This window comes from Pseudomonas sp. PB101 (genome assembly GCF_009764265.1).
Lineage (GTDB): Bacteria > Pseudomonadota > Gammaproteobacteria > Pseudomonadales > Pseudomonadaceae > Aquipseudomonas.
The window spans coordinates 60279-75622 of record NZ_RWIR01000069.1; the positions used below are offsets into that span (position 1 = coordinate 60279).

At 60.6% G+C, this 15344-nt stretch carries 13 protein-coding genes and 1 pseudogene; 4 read left to right on the plus strand and 10 right to left on the minus strand.

All coding sequences use genetic code 11. From position 1 onward, the window contains the following. Positions 1 to 31 precede the first annotated feature (31 nt). Positions 32 to 295: a hypothetical protein gene (locus EI969_RS21300; RefSeq protein ID WP_110657621.1), complete on the minus strand. Its 264-nt coding sequence runs from the start codon at positions 293 to 295 to the stop codon at positions 32 to 34. Positions 296 to 896: 601 nt separating this feature from the next. Here EI969_RS21300 and EI969_RS21305 point away from each other — a divergent pair. Further along, positions 897 to 1259 (plus strand): DUF6124 family protein, encoded by a 363-nt coding sequence (locus EI969_RS21305; RefSeq protein ID WP_160389504.1) that lies wholly within the window; start codon positions 897 to 899, stop codon positions 1257 to 1259. Between the two features lie 97 nt (positions 1260 to 1356). Here EI969_RS21305 and EI969_RS21310 read toward each other — a convergent pair whose 3' ends face one another. Continuing rightward, positions 1357 to 2265, minus strand: coding sequence for a YeeE/YedE thiosulfate transporter family protein (locus tag EI969_RS21310; protein ID WP_160389505.1), 909 nt, complete (start codon positions 2263 to 2265; stop codon positions 1357 to 1359). Between the two features lie 142 nt (positions 2266 to 2407). On the opposite strand from EI969_RS21310, the gene EI969_RS21315 reads away from it, so the two are divergent. Further along, positions 2408 to 3814, plus strand: a complete 1407-nt coding sequence (locus EI969_RS21315; RefSeq protein WP_160389506.1) for a DUF2252 domain-containing protein — start codon at positions 2408 to 2410, stop codon at positions 3812 to 3814. A gap of 263 nt (positions 3815 to 4077) precedes the next feature. Here EI969_RS21315 and EI969_RS21320 read toward each other — a convergent pair whose 3' ends face one another. Then, complete coding sequence (locus tag EI969_RS21320) at positions 4078 to 4911, minus strand: phosphatase PAP2 family protein (protein WP_160389507.1); 834 nt, start codon at positions 4909 to 4911, stop codon at positions 4078 to 4080. A gap of 31 nt (positions 4912 to 4942) precedes the next feature. Then, a complete protein-coding gene (locus tag EI969_RS21325) occupies positions 4943 to 5614 on the minus strand; it encodes a histidine phosphatase family protein (protein WP_160389508.1) in 672 nt (223 codons plus the stop codon). Between the two features lie 395 nt (positions 5615 to 6009). Between EI969_RS21325 and EI969_RS31050 the strand changes: the two are divergent. Continuing rightward, positions 6010 to 6888, plus strand: a pseudogene (locus tag EI969_RS31050) (methyl-accepting chemotaxis protein); the annotation flags it as partial. A 201-nt stretch (positions 6889 to 7089) separates the two neighbouring features. Continuing rightward, positions 7090 to 7794, plus strand: coding sequence for a methyl-accepting chemotaxis protein (locus EI969_RS31055; protein WP_371319542.1), 705 nt, complete (start codon positions 7090 to 7092; stop codon positions 7792 to 7794). A 155-nt stretch (positions 7795 to 7949) separates the two neighbouring features. Here the strand turns inward: EI969_RS31055 and EI969_RS21335 are convergent, their stop codons facing one another. The 6 genes from EI969_RS21335 to EI969_RS21360 all read right to left on the minus strand — a co-directional run bounded on the left by EI969_RS21335 (position 7950) and on the right by EI969_RS21360 (position 15332). Then, positions 7950 to 8369 (minus strand): type II toxin-antitoxin system VapC family toxin, encoded by a 420-nt coding sequence (locus EI969_RS21335; RefSeq protein WP_160389510.1) that lies wholly within the window; start codon positions 8367 to 8369, stop codon positions 7950 to 7952. Continuing rightward, complete coding sequence (locus tag EI969_RS21340; protein WP_046038645.1) at positions 8366 to 8611, minus strand: plasmid stabilization protein; 246 nt, start codon at positions 8609 to 8611, stop codon at positions 8366 to 8368. The genes EI969_RS21335 and EI969_RS21340 overlap by 4 nt, the downstream gene beginning before the upstream one ends. Positions 8612 to 8698: 87 nt before the next feature. After that, positions 8699 to 10072 (minus strand): DUF1329 domain-containing protein, encoded by a 1374-nt coding sequence (locus EI969_RS21345; RefSeq protein ID WP_160389511.1) that lies wholly within the window; start codon positions 10070 to 10072, stop codon positions 8699 to 8701. Between the two features lie 146 nt (positions 10073 to 10218). Further along, entirely contained in the window at positions 10219 to 12174 is a 1956-nt protein-coding gene (locus EI969_RS21350) for a DUF1302 domain-containing protein (RefSeq protein ID WP_178120770.1), read from the minus strand. Positions 12175 to 12233: 59 nt separating this feature from the next. After that, positions 12234 to 13523 carry a phospholipase gene (locus EI969_RS21355; protein WP_160389512.1) on the minus strand — a complete coding sequence of 430 codons (1290 nt, stop codon included), beginning with the start codon at positions 13521 to 13523 and terminating at the stop codon, positions 12234 to 12236. Between the two features lie 240 nt (positions 13524 to 13763). Continuing rightward, positions 13764 to 15332 carry an FGGY-family carbohydrate kinase gene (locus EI969_RS21360; RefSeq protein WP_160389513.1) on the minus strand — a complete coding sequence of 523 codons (1569 nt, stop codon included), beginning with the start codon at positions 15330 to 15332 and terminating at the stop codon, positions 13764 to 13766. Between the last annotated feature and the right edge of the window lie 12 nt (positions 15333 to 15344).

Here is a 15344-nt window from a genome sequence, read left to right on the forward strand (position 1 = left end):
CACGGGGCTGAAACAGGCCCCACGCCAACGATCAGTACTTGATATCCCGGGCGGTGCGACGGGTATCCTGTTTGGTGCTGCGTTTGTCCTGGCGACATTCCACGTTGCTCTTGTCACTGCCCTTTCTGCAGGCATCCTTGGTTTGCCGGGCAGTGGAGCGCCCTTCCTGCCTGGTATCGCGAGCTTCACGCCGTTGTTCACCTTGCTCGGTCGCGTAGGCGGGTAGCGTCACCCACTGTACGCCAGCGGCGATGAGCAGCGTCGCCAGGGCTTTCAAGTAGTGCTTGGGAATCATGATGTATCTCCAATTCCATTTCGCTCAGTCGCTTCGTTCGCTCAAGCAGAAATTCAGCGACAACCTGTATTACATCGTACGCTCACAACTCACAAAAGCACTTTGTGGCAGGTGAATTCTGACGATAGGGTCACATAGGCCGTCGCGCCAGGCTGTTATGTGCATGGTTGCAATATGGGAATCGGTAACGGCTGAGCTGTTTGATGCGGGTTTGCAGCCGACATTGATCACGGATTTGACGGTGGTGTCGTCACTGGACAGCAGCGGACCCATCTCGATGCCTTCCTCACGTCCTAGGATATTTCCCGCAAAACGCATCGCCTTTCATGAACTGGCGGACGCAACTTCTCGACGATAGCCTTCAGGGGTCGCTGCAAATCAGCGATCGGTTTTGACAGGCTGAAAGTGTAATCTTCACACCTCCCAAATCAGACAGCATGCTTTCACGCATGTAGTCACGATTATGGCGGCTGTGCGCGGGGCACCTTCGGGTGCACCGGGTTCTCACACTTCCGGTCTGTCAACCCGCGTATAGCTGCCACCCAATCCTGTTTGACAGCAGGGGATGGCAGCTTTTCTAAACAGTGTGAGGAATGCCATTTTGAAAAAGAACAGCCCCAATCCCCCGGAAACCCCAGCTAATTTAGCTGAAGAAAAAATCGACTTATCTCAACTCTCAAAAACCACCGAACCCGCCATCAGCGCCCGCCTGCGCAACCCCAATCACCTCGACCCCATCAGCCACGTCTTCACCCTGCGCCCCGACATCGACACACCGTCCCTGCTCACCCACGCCAGCGAAACCCTAGCCTCGCTCAACGTCATGAGCACCGACCTTGCCTGTGAACTTGAAAGCTCGCGTCGCAACATCGCCCTGGCAATTCAGCAACTGGCTGTGCTGGCGCAATTGCTGGTGAACCGGGCACTGGACAACATCGCGCCACTCGACGAAATGGAGGCGTGAAAAGGATCGATACATGTCGATGACCGGCATCGACTGCACCATTGCCTTGAAAAATGGACGGTCTCATTGAGGTCGTCCCACTCCAGATCCGCGATCATCAAGCACGCAGCCGCTTAACCCCAACCCCCACCAATATCCCCAACACAATCGACACCAACGGCACCGCTCCCACCCAGGTCAGCGTCGGAAACACCAACAATATCTGCGAGTCATTGCCGCCCAACATCATCGACGCACCGGTCCCCATCAACACGCCTGCGAGCAAATGCCTGCCCGCTGTCATCGCGGCAAACCGCTGATAGTTGAACGTGCGGCGATGCAAGGTGTAACAGAGCATGCCCAGCATCAGCATGGCGAACACCGCCACACGCTGGGTGGTCAATGATGTGTCGCCCGACCCCCAGAACGGTTGCGAGAGATCGTAGAAAAATACGCTGGGCGTCCACAGCGGTTCAAAGGTGTAGAGGGCGCTGGTCAACGCCCCCAGCAGCAGGCTCGACAGCACCAGGTGCCTGTCGCCGTGAATCCGGATCAGGAACAGCAGAATCAGCAGCACGATGCCAATGACCAGCCAGTAATGACGGCTGGTGATCATCGGCATTTGCAGCGCCCTGTGTTCGGGCAGCATGTTCAGGTGATGCCACAGCACGATGCCCAGTACCCAGCCGAGGATGGTGAAGACCTTGTTGAGGTTGCCGCTGGCGAGCTTGGTGAGGGTGCCGACACTGCATCCGTCGTTGAGCACCGACGCGAGGCCGAACAGCAACCCGCCACCGACCAGTGACAGATAGCCGACTTCAGGGATGAACAGCGGCTGGCTGACGCCAGACAAGGCGTAGAGCGGTGCGAGCAACAGGCCGAACAAACCACAACTGACCAGCGACACGAACAGGGTCGGCCGGCGCTTGAGCAACAGCCCCATGGCATTGACCAGGCACATGCCCATGCGCTGGGACACCCAGCCGATGAGGAACGCCAACAGCAGTGAAACAGGCAATGAAAACACGGGCCTCCCTGTTTCCGGGTGGTGGCATCAAGGCGATGCCTGACAGACAGATTAGTCGCTGTGCAAACACTGCGGATAAACCTGCAAAGCCCTTCTACACTCAATCCGCAATCGCCCTACAACACCTGTCAAATAGGCCCCCATGACCACCCTCACCGACCGTTTGAAGCAAGGCAAGGATGCGCGCAGGAAGTGTCCGCGCAGTTCGCAAGCCTCCCTGGGCAATGTCGATCGCGATCCGATTCCGCTGATCAAGGCGTCGAGTGAAGGGCGGGTCAAATCGTTGGTGGAGCTGCGCTACGGGCGCATGCTGGTGTCGCCGTTCACTTTCTATCGTGGCAACGCGCTGCTGCAGGCCCACGATTTGGCGGGCACTCCGAACATGGGGCTGTTTTCGCCGATTTGCGGTGATAGCCACCTGATGAATTTCGGCGGTTTCGCAACGCCGGAACGCAACCTGCTGTTCAGCGTCAACGACTTTGATGAAACCCATCCCGGCCCGTGGGAGTGGGACTTGAAGCGTCTGGTGGCGAGTTTCCTGGTGGCGGCTCGCAATCTGCGTCATGGGGAGTCGGTTGAAGATTCGGTTTGCCATCAGGTCGTGAGCGCCTATCAGAAAACCATGCTCGAGTGCGCCGAACAGAGTTCGCTGGAAACCTGGTACGAATCCATCAGCTATGACGACCTGCTGGCGCAGGCCAACAAGAGCACCCTGGAGCATGTGGAGCGCGCCATCGCCAAGGCCGAACGGCGCACCCATGCCGAACTGTTGCCAAAAATCAGCGAACGCGACGCCCATGGGCGTCTGATCATTCGCGATGACTTGCCGGAAATTTTCCACCTGCACAAAAACACTACGCTGCTGGACGCCGATGATGACTGGTTGCGTCTCTCGGACTGGCGCCCGCTCTACGACACTTTCATGCGCGATTATCGCGGCACCCTGCAAGCGGACCGCCGGGAGCTGGTGTCGCGTTTTCACGTGCAGGACATGGCGTTCAAAGTGGTGGGCGTCGGCAGTGTCGGCACCCGTTGCCTGGTGGCGCTGCTGACAGATGATCAGCAGTTCCCGCTGTTCCTGCAATTCAAGGAAGCGCGGCGCTCGGTGCTCGCCGGCTACGTGAAGGCCAAGTCACGGGTGCGTCATGAAGGGCAGCGAGTGGTCGAGGGTCAGCGCTTGATGCAATCGGCCAGCGATTTGTTCCTCGGCTGGACCACTGGCCCCAGCGGGCGGCATTTCTATGTGCGGCAATTGCGCGATATGAAAATCTCCGCCGAACTCGAAACCTTCGATGGCGACGCCTTCGCGGCCTATGGCCGGCTCTGCGGCCGCGCCCTGGCTCGCGCCCACGCCAAGTCTTCCGGGCACGCGGCGGTCATCAGCGGCTACATCGGCAAAAGCGAAGCACTGGCCGACGCGCTCTACAAATATGCCCGGGGTTATACCGAGCAGAACGAGCAAGATTTCGAACGATTCCAGCAGGCCTGCCGCAAGGGACGTTTGCGTGCGCGTTCCGAGGCCGACTTTGCCGCGGATCATTTGCCTTAGCGGTGTCGCAGGCTCTGGTGCGGCGCCTTGATCGAGATGAACTTTTCTTCACCCCGTTGCTCCGCTGCAGCCTGTACATTGCCTTTGCTCATTCAAGAAACTACGGTTTGCCCGCCCTCCCGCGGGCTTTTTTTTGGGTATTTTTTACGGGGTTTTGAGATCACTTGATCTTGTAACGCGTATGAACCGGATAAACGCGGCGTACTTGAATCCATCGCCGGCAAGCCGGCTCCTACAGGATGGTTTTCGGTTCCTGTGCCGGATCAGTTCACGGGCAGGGGCCCGGACGCCAATAGCGGTTTTTCAGATGCCTTCAACACCGGCTGCTCCAGCCTCGCTCGCCCGTAGAACGCCAGCGCCGTCAGCAAGCACGCCAGCCACACAAAGATCCCGGCCCAGAAGGTGTGGGACATGTAGTGCCAGCCCTGAAGCACCCGCGTTGTGCCGTAGATGAAACCCAGGGTCAACGAGCCGTACAGGATCGCTTTCGAATAGCGCCAGCGATAGCGCCGGGCCACGAAGTACAGCGCCAGCATGGTGAAACCGCCCGAGGCATGTCCGCCCGGCCAGCAGCGGCCGTCACCGGCGGTCTTGAGCAGTTTGAAATTATCGTACCATTCGACGTGCTGCATCTTGCCGCCGTACAGGGTCGTCTCGATCGGGCAGTACACGCTGGTGTGGCCCTTGAGGTAGTGAATGACACCGGTGCTGATGGAAAACGCGAACACCACGTAGAGAAAATCCCGACGGTGCCGTGCGGCAAAGCGCAGCACCGGCGCGACTTTGATTTTTTCCAGGAAGGCGATGATTTTCGCGTGTTTTTCAGCCTTCAGGCACGGCCAGAGAAACGACAGCAAGGCACCGATAATCGCAATTTCGCCTGTCCAGTTCGGAATGATCCGCGCCCATTTGTGGGTGATTTTTTCAAACAGATGGACCTGGTCCAGCGGGTACGTCTGCGTCACCGGATCAAAAAAGTAATTGTTGAAGGCGATGTCGATACGGGTCATGTCGAACATCAGGAACACCGCGAGCGCGCAGGCCAGCGGGATACCAAAATTCACCGCATAAAAGCGGTAGCGCGAAGCGGTCTGCATGCTCAGTCCTGATTCAAAGGGAGGGTGGAGTTCAACGAGTCGTCACCGTGGGCCAATCCGATGCTTCGATAAAACCAAGCATGCGCGCAGTGTTCGGCGTTTCGGCGGAGATAAACAGAGAGGCCCCGTAACCCAGGGTCGAAGTCGGCAATTGGAGGTCTTTTTCCAGCTGCGCCATGCATTCGCTGTGGGTCACCAGAATCAGGTTGCGCCCGGCCACCTTGTGCGCCAGCGCGTCGCGCAGCATGGTGCCCTTGCAACTGATCAACCAGTCCTCGCCCGTGCCGGCCTTGTTGAACATGAAGGCGGCGGTCTGCGCCGTGCGCAGGATCGGGCTGTTGTAGATATCGGTCTTGCCCAGGCCCAGGTTCTGGAAATGCGCCCCGACATTTGTCGCAACACTGCGGGATCGGTCGGTAATGCCATCGTTGCCGATCAGGCAGGCAGCCGAAGAGTGATCGCAGCGTTCGACGTGGCGCACCAATACGATCAAGTCGCCCTTGGCCCACCCGCTCATCAATGCCTGCGCACCGCTCACATTGCCATGAGCCAGGTCCGCCACGGCGGCGGGACGCAGCAGAAACACGGTCAGCGGGATCACCAGCAACGCCGAAGCCAACACCACCGCCGCGTTGCGATAGCGGGCAAAGCGGCTCAGATCGATCGAGCGTTTTATCCCGAACAGACTCAGTCTCAGTTCCACATCAAGCCGCCTCACCGGCACACGCCACCTCATTAGATCCCGAGAGGTTAAGCAAGCGTGCGTCGGTGGCCGGTGAAACCCATGTGAAAAAAAGCTTAAAAGCACTGTAAAAACTTTGTTACAGAATCCATTGGGAAAAATCCTTTCAGCTCCAGGGATTGCTGCCGATACATCCTGCTTACACAGCTTGGCGGCCCCCAAAAAAAACAATCTTCCAGCCAACCGACGACAAAGAAGCACTACGTTCCTGGAGGAATTTGATGAATAGCTGGTTCGGCAACATCAGCGTGAACATGAAACTGGGCCTGGGGTTTGGCCTGGTCCTGGCACTGACCTGCGTCCTCGCCCTGACCGGCTGGACCAGCCTGGGCGGGCTGATCGACCGCAGCAACTGGATGAGCGACATCACCCAGCTCAACGCCGGCCTGACCAAGCTGCGCGTGGTTCGCCTGCAATACATGCTGACCAACGGCGACGAAACCGCCGCGCAGAGCGTGCAGACCACCCTCGACGCCTTCTCGGCCCAGCAGCAGGCCCTGCTGGTGAAGTTCAAGAGCCCGGAAAACCTCAAGCTGCTGCGCGAGCAAGGCACCGTCATCGACGCCTACAAGACGTCCCTGGGCAAGATGCGCAACGCTTATCGCGCCGGCAACAGCGCCCGCGACGCCATGAGTGCCAACGCCGAAACCGCCAACACGCTGATCAACGACATCAACACCCGCGTGCAGCAAATGCCGCTGAGCGACCAGCGCTTCGAACAGTTCCAGGCCATCACCGCAGCCAAGGAAGCGTTCCTGCTCGCTCGCTACGAAGTGCGCGGCTACACCGCCACCACCAATGCCGAAACCGAGCAGAAAGCCGTCGGTCAACTGGACGCTGCCATCGCCAGCCTGAAACCGCTGAACGCGCAATTCGCCGACTCCCAGCAAGATGCCCTGCGCCAACTGGAAACCGCACTGGGTAACTACCGCAGCGCCTTGCAGGCCTACAAGGCCGCCAGCAATGACGCGGTGCAAGCGCGCAAGGAAATGACCGACCAGGGCGCCGCCATCGTGTCCCAGAGCGATCAGCTGTACCAGATCCAGCTCGACCGCCGCGACGCCGAAAGCGCCCGCGCGCGCACCCTGCAGCTGATCAGCACCCTGCTGGCACTGCTGGTGGGCATCATTGCCGCCGTGGTCATCACGCGCCAGATCACCCGCCCGTTGCGCGAAACCCTGGCGGTGGTCGATCGCATCGCCAGCGGCGACCTGTCCCACAATGTGCTGGTCACTCGTCGTGACGAAATCGGCGTATTGCAGCAAGGCATCGCGCGCATGGGCGTGACCCTGCGCGATTTGATCAGCGGCATCCGCGATGGCGTGACCCAGATCGCCAGCGCCGCCGAAGAACTGTCGGCTGTGACCGAACAGACCAGCGCCGGGGTCAACAGCCAGAAAGTCGAAACCGATCAGGTCGCGACCGCCATGCACGAGATGACCGCCACGGTGCAGGAAGTCGCGCGCAACGCCGAAGAAGCCTCGCAAGCCGCGGCGGCGGCGGACGGCGAAGCCCGTGAAGGCGACAAAGTGGTCAACGAAGCCATCGCCCAGATCGAGCGCCTGGCCAGCGAAGTGGTGCGCTCCACCGAAGCCATGAGCGTGCTGCAACAGGAAAGCGACAAGATCGGCAGCGTCATGGACGTGATCAAGGCCGTGGCCGAGCAGACCAACCTGCTGGCGCTCAACGCCGCCATCGAAGCGGCCCGCGCCGGTGAAGCCGGTCGTGGTTTTGCCGTGGTCGCCGACGAGGTCCGCGGCCTGGCCCAGCGCACACAGAAATCCACCGAGGAAATCGAAGGCTTGGTGGCTGGCCTGCAGAACGGCACGCAACAAGTGTCGGCGGTGATGAACAACAGCCGCGTCCTCACCGACAGCAGCGTGGCCCTGACCCGCAAGGCCGGCGAGTCACTGGAGAGCATCACCCGCACGGTGTCCAACATCCAGTCGATGAACCAGCAGATCGCCGCCGCAGCCGAACAGCAAAGCGCCGTGGCCGAAGAGATCAGCCGCAGCATCATCAACGTGCGCGATGTGTCGGAACAGACCGCTGCGGCGAGCGATGAGACCGCCAAGTCCAGCGTTGAGCTGGCGCGGCTGGGGGGTCAGTTGCAGCAGATGGTGAGCCACTTCCGCGTGTGACCTTAAGCGCTCGCTGAATCGACCATCCAATCGCGAGCAGGCTCGTCCTGTAGGAGCGAGCTTGCTCGCGATGGTGGCCAACGATAACGCGTGCATTCTGAATGATCGCGGCGCTGGCAAGTTCTTCGCGAGCGGGCTCGCTCCTACAGGGAACCTCAGCTCATCCAGGGATCTATCACTTCAACACCGCTGACCTCGAAATCTCGAACATTGCGGGTGGCTATGGAAGCCCCATGGCTTCGGCAAATGGCGGCAATTTGCGCATCTGCCATTGAAACCGCACGCCCATTGGCTTCAGCACCTGCTACCAGCGTTGCGTACTCGACAGCGGCATGAGCATCGAACGGCAAAATGCGTCCGGCAAAGTCCTCCTCGAACATTGCCATGGCATGGGCTTCAAGTTTTTGTTTGCGCTTGCCGGAAGGCAGGCGTGCGATGCCGTGGAGTATTTCCGCCACCGTTACCGCACTGACTGCCAGATCCACCGATGGCTGCGCATCAACCCAGGCAAGCACCCGGGCTTCAGGTTCGACTCGCATAAACTCTGAAAGAACGTTGGTATCGAGCACTATCATTCAGAAAAATCCACCGCCGTCGCTTTCTCTGAGCGTTCTGGCAGATCAAGCTCGACGCCTCCGAGAGCGCTGAACCTGTTTCGGATCCTGCTTCCAAGTCCTCCGGCGCGATCAACAGTCGCCAAGGCTCGGCCCAGAATCAGGCGAGCCTCCTCTTCCATCGAATGTCCGTTATGAGCCGCCGTGATACGCAGCTGCTCCTTGAGCTTCTCATCAAGGTTTCTAATGGTGATGCTGGCCATGATGCCTCCTGCAATCAATGAAATCATTGATTGCAGGCTAGCACATCCTGGTAAACCAAACCCCGGCAATCTTCCCAATGGCCGATATCACCGCGTACCGCGCTGGCGCAATGCCGACGGCATGAAGTACGCGTCTTCCGGCACCGGTTGGGCGAAGTCGACGGTGGCCGGTTCTTCGTTGTCCAGGTTCTGCACGTAGTATCGACGCGCCTGCAAATCATGGAATACGTCCAGCGCGCTCCAGGTGGTGGGCAGGTCGTAGAAGTTTTTCAGGTAGGCCATCGACACGCGCCACAACTCCCCTCGCCCGTCGTATTGATCCACCAATGCGGCACCCCAACTGTCCTCGTCGAGAAACAGTACGCGCTTGGAGTAGATATGCCGCGCGCCCGGCTTGAGCGTGCCTTCGACCACCCAGACCCGGTGCAGCTCATAACGGGTGTATTGCGGATTGAGGTGGCCCGGTGTGAGCAACTGTTCGTACTTCACCTCAGGGCTGCCGACTTTGTAATTGTTGTAGGGAATGTAGACCTCTTGCTTGCCCTTGAGCTTCCAGTCGTAGCGGTCCGGCGAGCCGTTGAACATGTCGGTGTCGTCCGCCGTGCGCAGGCCGTCGGATGAGGCGATCGGGGTGTCATACGCGAGGTTCGGAGCCCGGCGCACACGGCGCTGACCCGCATCGTAGACCCAGGCCTGGCGCGGGTCCTTGAGCTGGTCCAGGGTCTCGTGTATCAACGCCGCACCGCCCGCCAGCCGGGCCGGGCTCTTCACGAACGCCAGGTAGTAGAACAGGATGTTTTTCAGGTCGGCGAACTGCCCGCCGGGGCGGTAATAGTTGAACAGCCCCTCTTGCTGCGAGGTCACCAGCGCGAAGCTGCCGTTGCGTTGCACCGGCGCTTCGGAAGCGCGACGGACCACATAGATGCCACGGTAACGGGTGATGTGGTTCCACAGCACCTCGACCCCGTCCTTGGGCACCGGGAACGGCACACCACCATAGGCATCGGCAAACCCGGTGCCGCCATCGAGCAGCTTGGCCGAAGTCGCGTTTTTCAAGGTGTTGTCATACAGCCACTGCGGCGCCGAACCCGAGCGGCGAGAGGGATAGACCGGCATCTGGAAGGTGTCGGGGTAGCTGTTGAACAGGGCGACCTGACCCGGGCTGAGGTGGGCCTTGTACTGATCGAGGTTGGCCTTGGTGATGGTGAACAGCGGCTTGTCCGCCGCATACGGGTCCGGGTGATGCTGGCCAGGCTTGTAGCCCGCCGGCGCCTGGGTGATGCCGCCGGTCCATGCCGGAATGGTCCCGGCCGCATTGCCGGCACGCTCGGCGCCCAGCGGTGTCAGTGTGGTTTTCAGTTGCTCGGCTTGCTGGGGCGTGATCGCGGCGAATACGCTGCCGGCGGTCAGGCTCAGGAGTAGCGCCAGCGTGGTCTTGGTCAATCTTGAAGTGTGAAACATGATCGTTCTCCGAATTAAAGGCAGATGCACTGCACCCAGTCCTTGTGGGAGCGGGCTTGCCCGCGATAGCGGTGGATCAGTCAACATGGATGTCGAATGTGCTGCCGCCATCGCGGGCAAGCCCGCTCCCACAGGGGAATGAGCTTTCACAAGAAGTACTTGAGGTTGAAGCCGACGTTGTCGCGGTCACGCAGGCCGTTGTCCTGTCCGCCGCCAAAGAACTCCGTGTATTGCAGCTCGGCCTCCAGCCTGTTCTGGTAGTTGGCCTTGATCCCCAGGGTGTAGGCCTTGCGGCCCTCGATGATGTTGCCCGCCTGATAGCTGTTGCCCTCGAAGTCATCCTTGTAGACGACATAGGGCGAGACGTTGACCCCGGCATACACGTCGTTCCAGGTACCGTTGAACATCGCCGTGTAGCTGTAGGAATTGCGGTTGACCTGGTCGCCGCGCTCGCCGCCGGACACGTAGGAAAAGTTGCCGGTACCCGCGTAGTAACGGCTGCTGCCGTCATAAGCGGTGTATTGCAGGCTGCTGCCGCGCAGGTGTTCGGACGCCAGTTCGAACACGCCGAACATCGAGTCGAAGGACAGGCTCGGGCCAAAGTTGTAGATGGTGCCCAGGGACGTGTTGAACGCTTCCACGCGCTCGGCGTTATTGATCTGGCTGTCGAGCGTGACCTGCTGCCCGCCGATGTTGATGGTCTGGCCGGCCGCCGCTGCGGCTGCGCCGTTGGCCAGGTCGCCGATCAGGTCGTTGGTGGCGGCGACACCGATGGGCAGGTTCGGCCGATAAGCCACTTCACCGAACACCGACGCCTGGCCCAGGGTGGTGTTGAAACTGAAGCCGTACATGCGGATGTCTTCGGCATAACGCCGGTGCGCCTGAATATTGCCCAGCACATCCATGGTCGCCAGCCCGTTGGCCAGTTGCCCCGCCTGACTGCCGGCGACACCGGCCAGCAGGTTGGTCAGGGCATTCATGTCGATGCCCTGATAGCCGCCAAGGTCGGCGGAAATGGTCGGTTCCTTGGCGTGGTAGTTGACCATGTACAAGCCGAACTCGGTGCTGTTGAGTTCTTCTGCGATGTAGCGAAAAGCGAAGCCGAACTGGCCGTCGTTGCGCGCGTTGTAATCCTTGCCGACCGTGGCCACTTTGACGGTGTTGCCAAAGGCCGGGGTGACCCCGTTGGCGTACAGGCCGGTGGTGCTCAGGGCCTGGTTGAGCAGCGGGTTGTTGCCCAGCGCGCTGTACAGATCGATCACGTTGCCGAAGCCCGGCACCGGGGTATCCAGGGCGGTGCCGCTGAAGTTGTTGTAGGCGGTGTTGCCGCCGTCGGCGAACAGGTCGGTCTGCGAGTAGAACGTGCCGACCGGGTCGATGCGGGTTTCCTTCCAGTTGGTCTGGTAGAAGCTTTCCATGGTCAGGGTGTCGGTCAGGCCGAGGTTGAAGCTGAGCGCCTCCACCGGTACCAGCACTTCCTTGACTTCGGCCCCGGGCAGACGGTACTTGGCCGCATCCACCGGGTTGGTGGTGTTGATCCCGCCACGGTAGAAAATCCCCTCGCCCCAGTTGAATACCTGGCGCCCGATACGCGCCGTGAGCGGCATCTGCGCGACGTCCCAGTTGCCATAGAGGTAGGCGTCGAGCATCTCCACCCGGCTGCCGGCGATGTCACGGGTCTGGCTGGTGAAGTGGTCGTCCTGGGGGTAACTCTGGCTGGGTTGCGACGGGTTGTTGTTGCTGTAGTAATCGTTGCGCTTGTCCATCAGTTGGGTGTCATAGAACGCCGTGCCGCGCACGAACATCCCGTAGTTCTGATAGTTGGCTTCGAGCTCCGAAGTGATCTTGTACACCTCGGAAACCAGCCCGGTGTCGAAGTTGCGATTGCCGTCGTTGGTGTTGACGTCGTCGTTGTTCCTGTCCCGGCCCTGGACCCGCCACAAGCGCCCATAGGACAAGGTACTGTCGAATGAACCGGTGACCTGGTTGTCCAGCACGCTGAACTCCTTGGCCTGCACGCCGTCGACCGCGCACAGTTGCAGCAGCCCTGCCAGGCCGACGCCGGGTAGCGCTGCGCCACACAGGCGAATTCGAGTGTTCATGATCTGTTCCTCCTTCCCTGGTTTTATTGTTTTTGTGTTCGGTCAAATTTGCCGATTGGTTATGGCGCCAAACCCGCACCGGCATAAATCCGGCTGTGCGCGCCGAAATGTCCCAGCAGCATGAACAGCTGCCGGTTAAGTGCCGGATGGTCGAAATCTTCGCGCTGCAGCTGATTGCCACTGCTGAAATCGCTGCTGACCGGCGCCGCGTCCAGCCACTGGCCGATGGCTTCATCGAATGCAGCGGAATTGTCGACGGACTCGGCACTCACCACTTCGCGCAGGTAGTCCACCGAGTACGGCGGGTAATGGGCGTCCTGTGCCGAGTCGGCATAAGCGTCGAGCATCGGATGGGGCTGACCCGCGCGCAGCAAACGACGCAGCCAGGTCGACTGATACTTCTCCACTTCCATGTGCCGGGTCGCAACGCGTTCGATGGACGCCTGCTTGTCGGCAGCGAAACCGGCCAGTGCCTTGCCTTCCAGCAGAAGGAGATTGGCGAGATCGACACCGGGCAATGGCTTGGCGTGATAAGGCTGGGTCAGGTCCTGGACGTGGTGCAGGCCCCAGCCGAGAAAGCGATAACCCCAGTAGGAATGGCCGGTGGCAAAGGCCAGTCGCGCCAACCCCATGTATTGATAGGCGCGCCAGTCGGGCCAGCTGCGCTCGAGAAATCCGGCAGCGGCGTACACCACCGAGCTCTCATGGAAGAAGCCCATATGGAACGGCGCCTGGGAGCTGTACTGGAACCGCGCGTCACCGAAGGGCTGCGAGCCGAAGCCGTACAGCGCGCCGACTTCGCCGGGGTTGTCGCTGAACAGATTGATGTCGTGGCCGTAATCCGGCTCGTCGGCGGCGCTGGCCAGGACCGCCAGGGGTGCGACTTTTTCGTTGTCGGTCACACGGATAAAGCGCTGGCGATTCCACGGTGAGAGTGTCTGCTCGACCATGACCTGTTCGGCCTTGAGGTGTTCACGTTCAGGCAGATCCTTGCCCGGCATCGGCTGGATGACCATCGCCAGATGAATCTGCGGATTGATCCGCAGCGCGGTGAGGAAATCGTGGCGCAGATTGTCACCGGGCACGGCTGGCAATCGCAGGTTGTCGGGGCGCGGCGGGTATTGGGCGAAGTGTTCGCGGGCGAAGCGCTCCTGCTCGTCGAGCAACGCGCTCACGGCCTCGTATTGCTGCGAGAGAAACTGTTCCAGCGGTTCGACTTCGACCTGCTGCGCATCACGCAAGGCCGGCAGGTCCTGCAACGCCAGGTAGCTGCCCACCGTATGGTTGGACCAGCCCCAGGCCGTCGGGGCCGTTGCACAAAGCAGCAACAGGAGGAATTTCAGCTTCATTGCCTGGTTCTTATTGGATGTGCCGTGGGGATTGAGCCTAACAACCGACCCGGGCCCTGACACTGTCCGATCTCACCAGAAAAGTTCTCCGATAGCGCCACATGTGATGGCGTGAAATCACCACCGATCATTGTGGGAGCGAGCTTGCTCGCGATGGCGGCGTGTCCGTCGAGATAGATGCCGAGTGATATACCGTCATCGCGAGCAAGCTCGCTCCCACAGGGGATCTGCGGTGTTCTTTCAGGCCGGGTAACCGGTGATTTTGCGGATGCTTTGATACAACGGTTTGAGCTGTCGGTACATGCGCAGGTAGACCTCTTTGTACAGTCGCTCATAGATCTGCTGCGCCTCGGGTTGCGGCATGAATACCGCGCCAACCCGCGTCATCGCGGCCATCGCCGTGGGGAAGTCCGCGTGCAGCCCCAACCCCACCGCACAACAAATGGCCGCGCCCAGGCCGGACGCTTCGTAGACATGCGGACGCTCGGCCGGCAGGCCGAAAATGTTCGCCGTGAGTTGCATCGCGGCATCACTCTGCGAACCTCCGCCGGCGACGCGCAAGCGCGTGACGGAAATCCTCGAACGCTTTTCGATCTTCTCCATGCCCTGGCGCAAGGCATAGGCCAGCCCTTCGAGGATCGCCCGGTAAATGTGCGCGCGGGTATGCACGTCGCCGAAGCCGATCATCGCGCCCTTGGCTTCCACGCCCGGCTCGCGGATGCCGGGTGACCAGTAGGGTTGCAGCATCAAGCCCATGGAGCCCGGCGGCACGGCCTCGACCAGCGCATCGAAGAGTTGCTCGGGCTCCACGCCCTGGGCCTTGGCCTGCTGCATCTCGCGCAGGCCGAACTCGTTCTTGAACCAGCTGACCATCCAGTAGCCGCGATAAATCATCACCTCGCAGTTGAATTGATCCGGCACCGCGGACGGGTAAGGCGGAATCAGCGGGACGATTTCCAGGTAGCGCGAGCGGGTGCTGGTGATCGTCGCCGTGGTGCCGTAGGACAGGCACACGGTGCCTGCGTCGACGACGCCGGAACCGACGACCTCACAGGCCTTGTCGGCACCCGCGGCGATCAGCGGCAGCCCCTCGGGAATGCCGGTGTGGCGGCTGGCCTCGGCGCTGATATGACCGAGGGTTTCGCCGGGCTTGTGCAGGCTCGGCAGTTGCTCGGGACGTACCGCCAGCGCCTGCCATTTCCAGTCGGCGGGAGCAGCCCATTTCAGGCGTTTGAAGTCGAACGGCAGATAACCGACGCAGCAGCCCACGGAGTCGACAAAGCGCCCGCACAGGCGATGGGTGAGAAACCCCGAGAGCAGCAGAAACTTGTCGGTCGCCGCCCACACTTCTGGCTGATTGCGGGCAATCCAGTTGGCCTCGGCCTGGGCGCGAAAGTAGTCCACCGTGGCTTGCGCGCCGACCAGTTTGAACAGCCAGCCCCACGGTCCCTTGATACCGCCTTCGACTTCGGCCTGGCGTTGATCGAGCCACAGGATCGCCGGGCGCAGCGCCTTGCCCTGGGCATCGACGTTGATCACGGTGCCGCGCTGGGTGGTCAGGGATACACCGGCAATCTGCGAGCGATCGATGCCGGTTTGCTGCCACAACTGCTGGCAGGCCTCACCCAGTTTTGCCCAGTAATAATCCGGGTCCTGCTCGGCCCAGCCGGGTTGCGTCGAGTAATAGGCCTGCAACTCGACCTTGCCTTTGCCCAGCAGATTGCCCTGCAGATCGAAGAGCAGCGCGCGCACGCTCTGGGTGCCATTGTCGATGGCCAACAGGTAACGCTTGTTCGGGTGGTTATCCATGGAGCTCTCTTC

What these genes read in the sequence shown, in the direction of transcription:
- EI969_RS21315 (WP_160389506.1), top strand. Translation starts at nt 2,408, where the DNA reads ATGACCACCCTCACCGACCGTTTGAAGCAAGGCAAGGATGCGCGCAGG.
- EI969_RS21350 (WP_178120770.1), bottom strand. Translation starts at nt 12,174, where the DNA reads ATGAACACTCGAATTCGCCTGTGTGGCGCAGCGCTACCCGGCGTCGGC.
- EI969_RS21360 (WP_160389513.1), bottom strand. Translation starts at nt 15,332, where the DNA reads ATGGATAACCACCCGAACAAGCGTTACCTGTTGGCCATCGACAATGGC.
- EI969_RS21335 (WP_160389510.1), bottom strand. Translation starts at nt 8,369, where the DNA reads ATGATAGTGCTCGATACCAACGTTCTTTCAGAGTTTATGCGAGTCGAA.
- EI969_RS21300 (WP_110657621.1), bottom strand. Translation starts at nt 295, where the DNA reads ATGATTCCCAAGCACTACTTGAAAGCCCTGGCGACGCTGCTCATCGCC.
- EI969_RS21320 (WP_160389507.1), bottom strand. Translation starts at nt 4,911, where the DNA reads ATGCAGACCGCTTCGCGCTACCGCTTTTATGCGGTGAATTTTGGTATC.
- EI969_RS31055 (WP_371319542.1), top strand. Translation starts at nt 7,090, where the DNA reads ATGACCGCCACGGTGCAGGAAGTCGCGCGCAACGCCGAAGAAGCCTCG.
- EI969_RS21340 (WP_046038645.1), bottom strand. Translation starts at nt 8,611, where the DNA reads ATGGCCAGCATCACCATTAGAAACCTTGATGAGAAGCTCAAGGAGCAG.
- EI969_RS21345 (WP_160389511.1), bottom strand. Translation starts at nt 10,072, where the DNA reads ATGTTTCACACTTCAAGATTGACCAAGACCACGCTGGCGCTACTCCTG.
- EI969_RS21355 (WP_160389512.1), bottom strand. Translation starts at nt 13,523, where the DNA reads ATGAAGCTGAAATTCCTCCTGTTGCTGCTTTGTGCAACGGCCCCGACG.